The sequence below is a fragment of the Thiocystis violacea genome, from assembly GCF_016583575.1.
Classification (GTDB): domain Bacteria; phylum Pseudomonadota; class Gammaproteobacteria; order Chromatiales; family Chromatiaceae; genus Thiocystis; species Thiocystis violacea.
Genome location: NZ_NRRG01000107.1, coordinates 1 through 5,777, shown reverse-complemented (window position 1 = coordinate 5,777; position 5,777 = coordinate 1). Strand labels below are relative to the sequence as shown.

General features: G+C 58.5%; 4 protein-coding genes and 2 pseudogenes. 4 read left to right on the top strand and 2 right to left on the bottom strand.

Going from position 1 to position 5,777, the window contains the following annotated elements:
* Nucleotides 1–148: 148 nt before the first annotated feature.
* The 4 genes and pseudogenes from CKO27_RS23270 to CKO27_RS23255 all read left to right on the top strand — a co-directional run.
* Nucleotides 149–388, top strand: a pseudogene (locus tag CKO27_RS23270) (PIN domain-containing protein); the annotation flags it as partial.
* The gene (locus CKO27_RS23265; protein ID WP_200377296.1) at nt 385–3,519 is read left to right on the top strand and encodes a type I restriction endonuclease subunit R; all 3,135 of its coding nucleotides are present in this window, start codon (nt 385–387) and stop codon (nt 3,517–3,519) included. The pseudogene CKO27_RS23270 and the gene CKO27_RS23265, both read left to right, overlap by 4 nt.
* Nucleotides 3,519–4,292 carry a M48 family metallopeptidase gene (locus CKO27_RS23260; protein ID WP_200377295.1) on the top strand — a complete coding sequence of 258 codons (774 nt, stop codon included), beginning with the start codon at nt 3,519–3,521 and terminating at the stop codon, nt 4,290–4,292. Before CKO27_RS23265 ends, CKO27_RS23260 begins: the two co-directional genes overlap by 1 nt.
* 15 nt (nt 4,293–4,307) lie before the next feature.
* Entirely contained in the window at nt 4,308–4,499 is a 192-nt protein-coding gene (locus tag CKO27_RS23255; protein WP_242471096.1) for a hypothetical protein, read from the top strand.
* Between the two features lie 143 nt (nt 4,500–4,642).
* Here CKO27_RS23255 and CKO27_RS23250 read toward each other — a convergent pair.
* Nucleotides 4,643–5,358, bottom strand: a pseudogene (locus CKO27_RS23250) (IS1 family transposase).
* Nucleotides 5,359–5,562: 204 nt separating this feature from the next.
* Nucleotides 5,563–5,777: transposase (locus CKO27_RS23245; protein ID WP_200377237.1), on the bottom strand; the 215-nt coding region annotated here is incomplete at its 5' end.

The following is a 5,777-nucleotide window of genomic DNA, read 5'->3' as shown; positions in this document are numbered from 1 at the left end:
GTGAGTGGCGAGCAGGGTTCGGAGCCGTTTGACGGTACGGATTTCAGACATCAGGACATTGGGGGCAGAATCTCATGGCGATGTCATTATAATCAATATCTTAATGTGAAATGCACTGTACTGAGGCCGCTCGCTTCAACAGGAAAAGAACCGGGCAAACCTGTCGCACTTTCTCAAGTATGTGCAGGTTCTGGACTGGCGGGACGCGCAGTCCATTGAAGCGGCGAAAATCCGCTGCGAGTTGACCCGCAAGGGTCAACCAATCGGCCATTACGATACCCTCATCGCCGCCCACGCCCGCTCGCTCAATGCCATTCTGATCACCCACAACACGCGAGAATTCGCGCGCGTGGAGGGTCTGCAATTGGAGGATTGGGAAAGCGTATGACCATCGGCCAACCCGAGCGCATCACCCAGAACCGCGTCCTCGCCCTCTTCCGCGATGAGCTGGGCTACCGCTATCTGGGCGACTGGACCGACCGTGACGCCAACAGCAACATCGAGGAGGGGCTGCTCTCATCCTGGCTGACCGGGCGCGGCTACACGCTGGCACAGATCACCGTCGCCCTGCATCGCTTGCGCACCGAGGCGGACAACCACAACCGCACTCTCTACGGCAACAACCAGGCGGTCTACCGCCTGCTGCGCTACGGCGTGCCAGTGAAGACCGAGGCGGGGCAGGTCACCGAGACCGTGCAGCTCATCGACTGGGACGCGCCTGAGCAGAACGACTTTGCCATCGCCGAGGAAGTGACGCTCAAGGGCGGCCCTTGTGGGGGTGGTGGCGAGCGGCGCCCCGACGGCGTCCTCTACGTCAACGGCCTTGCCATCGCCACCCTGGAGCTGAAGAACAGCCGCGTCTCCATCGGTGACGGCATCCGTCAGAGCCTGTCCAACCAGCAGCCGGTGTTCAACGCCTGGTTCTACAGCACGGTGCAGTTCGTCTTCGCCGGGAACGATTCCGAGGGGCTGCGCTATGGCGCCATCGGCACCCCGGAGAAGTATTTTCTTACCTGGAAGGAAGACGAGTCGGACAACCGCCGCTTCAAGCTCGACAAGTACCTGCTCAAGCTGTGCGCGAAGCCCCGCTTGATCGAGTTGATGCACGACTTCGTGCTGTTCGACGGCGGGATCAAGAAGCTCCCGCGCGTCCATCAATACTTCGGCATCCAGGCGGCGCAGGAGCATGTGCGGCGGCGCCAGGGCGGGATCCTCTGGCACACCCAGGGTAGCGGCAAGAGCATCGTCATGGTGCTGCTGGCGCGCTGGATCCTGGAGACCTTCCCCCATGCTCGCGTGGTCATCATCACCGACCGCGACGAACTGGACAGCCAGATCAAAGATGTCTTCACCGAAGCTGGCGAGACCATCTATCGCACGAGCAGTGGCCGCGATCTGCTCAACCAGCTCGGACAGGCCCGGCCGCGCCTGCTCTGCTCACTGATCCACAAGTTCGGTCGCCGGGGTGTCGACGACTTCGAGCGCTTCATCCAAGACCTGGAGGGCCAGCCGAGTCCGACCGTGGGCGAGGTCTTCGTCTTCGTCGACGAATGTCACCGCACCCAAAGCGGCAAGCTGCACCGGGTGATGAAGGCCATGATGCCGAACGCCGTCTTCATCGGCTTCACCGGCACCCCGCTGCTCAAGAAAGACGCGCAAACCAGCCGCGAGGTGTTCGGGGGTTACATCCACACTTACAAGTTCAGCGAAGGCGTCGCGGACGGGGTGGTGCTCGATCTCATCTACGAGGCGCGGGACATCGACCAGCACCTCGGCTCCAAGGACAAGATCGACGCCTGGTTTACGGCCAAGACCCAGGGGCTGAACGCTTGGCAGAAGGACGCGCTCAAGCAGCAGTGGGGCACGCTGCAAAGGGTGCTCAGTTCCCGCTCGCGGATGGATCGGGTCGTGAGCGACATCATTTTCGATTTCAGTACCAAGCCGCGCCTGTCGAGCGAGCGCGGCAATGCCATCCTGGTCGCTTCCAGCATTTACGAAGCATGCAAGTATTTCATGCAGTTTCAGAAGACGCCCTTCAAGGGCCGCTGCGCGGTGGTGACCTCCTACAACCCGCAGGCCAAGGATGTCACCAAGGAGGAGACCGGCGCCCACACCGAAACCGACAAGCAGTTCATCTACAACACTTATACCGAGCTGCTGAAGGACATCGAGCCCGCGCCGGGAAAGAGCAAGACCGAGACCTATGAGGAACAGGTCAAGGCGCTGCTCACCAAGGAGCCGGCCAACATGAAGCTGCTGGTGGTCGTGGACAAGCTGCTCACCGGCTTCGATGCGCCGCCTTGCTCCTACCTCTATATCGACAAGTCGATGCAGGACCACGGCCTGTTCCAGGCCATCTGCCGCACCAACCGGCTCGACGGCGAGGACAAGGAGTTCGGTTACATCGTCGACTACAAGGATCTCTTCAAGAAGGTCGAGAACGCCATCGCGGTCTACACCGCCGAGCTGGATCAGAGCGCGGGCGGGGCGGATCCGGCGGTGCTCGTGCAGGATCGTCTCAAGAAGGGCAAGGAGCGCCTGGACCACGCCCTCGAAACGCTGGCCCTGCTTTGCGAGCCCGTCGCGTCCCCCAAGGGCGAGCTGGAGCACATCCGTTACTTCTGCGGCAACACCGAGGTGGCGACCGATCTCCAGGCGCGCGAACCGCAGCGCGCGGCGCTCTACCAAGCCACGGTCGCCCTGGTGCGCGCCTACGCCAACCTCGCCGACGATCTGGAGGCGGCTGGTTACAGCGCCAGCGAGATCGCCCGGATCAAGACCCAGGTCGCGCAGTACCTCGCCCTGCGCGAGATCATCCGCCAGGCCAGCGGCGAGACCCTCGACCTCAAAGCCTACGAGGCCGACATGCGCCACCTCATCGACACCTACATCGAGGCCGATGAACCGCGCACGATCTCACCCTTCGCGGGGATGGGCCTGCTGGAGCTGATCGTGAAGACCGGCATCGCCGAGGCCATCGCCACGCGGATGGACAATCTGAAAGGCAACCATAACGCCATCGCCGAGACCATCGAGAACAACGTCCGCCGCAAGATCATCCAGGAGCACCTCACCGACCCGGCCTTTTACGCGACGATGTCGGCGCAGTTGCAGGAGATCATCGATCTACGCAAAGCGGAGGCCATCGCCTATGAAGCCTACCTGCAACGCATTGCCGCGTTGGCCCGGAAGATCGAGGCCGGTCAGCCACCGGAAACGCCTGCGGCGCTGGACACCCCAGGCAAGCGCGCGCTCTACAACAATCTGAAAACAACGGCTCGCGTGTCGGTCGCGGGTACGCCCATTGGCGAAGAGCCAGAGGCGTACGTCGCCTCCACCGGTCCAGCCCTGGATCTGGCGCTCAAGATCGATGCGGTGGTCAAGGCCGTGCGTCCCGATGGTTGGCGCGGTATCCAGTCCCGCGAGCAGGTCATCAAGGCGGCGCTTTATGGCGTCTTGCAGGATGTGTCAGAGGTCGAGCGCCTCTTCCTCATCATCACGGCCCAGACCGAATACTGATGACCGAGCAGTTCCACCTGGGCGACATCGCGGTCGATGTCGTCTTCAAGGACATCAAAAACATCCATCTCAGTGTCTACCCGCCCGATGGCCGGGTCCGCCTCGCGGCGCCCGCGCGTCTGAGCCTGGAGACCCTGCGCGTCTTCGCCCTCTCCAAGTTGGGCTGGATCAAGCAGCAACAGCGCAAGCTGCGGGAGCAGGCGCGGGAGACGCCGCGCGAACTCCTGGACCGCGAGAGCCATGACCTCTGGGGTCGCCGCTACCTGCTCCAGGTGATCGAGCACGCGGCCCCGCCGACCCTCGTCCTCCAGCATCACACCCTGGTGCTCCAGGTCCGGCCAGGAACGAGCGCGGTCCAGCGCCAAGAGATCCTGGCCGGGTGGTATCGGCAGCAACTCCGGGACGCCGCCGCGACGCTGATCGCCGTGTGGGAGACTCGGCTCGGGGTGCGAGTGGAGCGGATCTTCGTGCAGCGGATGAAGACCCGTTGGGGGAGTTGCAATCCTGAGGCGCGGACGATTCGTCTTAACACCGAACTGGCCAAAAAGCCGCTGCCGTGCCTGGAGTACGTCGTCGCTCATGAGCTGACGCACCTGCTGGCGCGACGCCATGACGCGCGGTTCCGATCCTTGCTGGACGCCCACCTGCCGCAGTGGCCGCACTATCGAGCGCTGCTGAACCGCCTGCCGCTGGCGCATGAGGCGTGGGGTCTTGTGGCGTGTCAGGGTGTCGTTGGTCATGAGGACGCGCTCGACCTCGATGATCCCGCCTGAAGCCGGAGTGTGGCGATGATCCGTGACGATGAGATCCTCCCGCTGCAAGCCCGCATCGAGACCGTCACCGATGACGCTGATCTGGAGGCAGTCTACAACACCGAACGGCATCGGCTCTTGTCGCTCTCACCCGTGCCAGCGACCGGCTCCTGGTCACCGGTTTGGAGCCGGCCTCGGAGTTTCTCGATGATCTGCTGGCGCCGGTAGTGCCCTTCTCTATATAATTTCACAGATGAGCCTGAGCTGAGAGAGCGCTATTATAGCCAACTAATATGATATGCAGACACTGAAATATGGCTGAATATGCAAATCCTTGTTTTTAATTTAATTTTTTACTTATTAATAATCAATTATGTACGCATAATTAATAAGATGACTATATGATAATGGATAAAATGCCAAATGGCCCCAATATGGTTATCGAGCTTTTTCGAGAAGGACAGCGCTTTCCGTACGAGTCTAGAATACGCTGCCTGAGTGTGCCGTTGTATCTTTCGACATGATTTGTTTTTCCCGATTCCTTGCTAATAGCATAATGACGGAATTCCGGAAAGACGGCTTCGTACGCCTCCCAAAAATCGGTATAGAAATTTGCTAGCTCTTGATAATCGCATGGCAGAGAATCCCATAATCCTTGCGCACCTTCAATGCCACGCGATCCGATACAAAGGCCAACAATATATCCAGAATTACGATCCTTTGCTATCCAAACCAATTGCTTTTATTTCTTTTTCAGTGCAAATGACCAAAGTTCATCGCACTCGACGACTAGCCAAAACTCAGAAAGCTTTGGAACATTTAACTGGCAGGGAACCTCTCGATATTTTTGATTAACATAGTCTTGGAGCCAGGACTCGGAAACATGAACGACACGCGCCATGCCAGCAAGAGAAATCCGTTCAAGTAGAAGTCGGTCAATGATGGCTTTCGTTTCGTCAGAGAATGGTGATATCAGTGGATCAAGAACGAATTGTCGACCACATTTCTTGCCTCGATAATTTTGTTTTCCGGTGGCGTTAATTCCATTCTTGACAATCATCGTTGACTCACAGGACGGGCAGTCAATCAATCATTATTCGCCTCAATGCTGTATCATATCAATCACTATGGACTAGAAGTCCATAGTATGGATTGTGGCTGAAGCCGACTGAAAGACACTCACTAAAGAGTGAGTCGATGGCGACTGAAAGTCAGCGTTTCGGCTGAAGCCGACTTAGAGGCTGTATAGGAACACATCGCTATAGTCGATCCAATTAACCGTTAATAGAAATCAATTAACTTGTATCTGATTATGGCCTATTTGACGAAGAAGTAAGCGGCCTGAGGCGAGATAAACTTGTGCCTCACTCGACGTAGGCTTGCGTTCATAATCTCTACTCAGCCGACGTGATCGGCCAAGCCATGCAAATGTTCGCTCAACGACCCAGCGGCGGGGTAAAACATGGAAACCTTTAACCCCTTTTTTCTTTTTAACGACTTCAAGCT

What these genes read in the sequence shown, in the direction of transcription:
- CKO27_RS23265 (WP_200377296.1), top strand. Translation starts at nt 385, where the DNA reads ATGACCATCGGCCAACCCGAGCGCATCACCCAGAACCGCGTCCTCGCC.
- CKO27_RS23260 (WP_200377295.1), top strand. Translation starts at nt 3,519, where the DNA reads ATGACCGAGCAGTTCCACCTGGGCGACATCGCGGTCGATGTCGTCTTC.
- CKO27_RS23255 (WP_242471096.1), top strand. Translation starts at nt 4,308, where the DNA reads ATGATCCGTGACGATGAGATCCTCCCGCTGCAAGCCCGCATCGAGACC.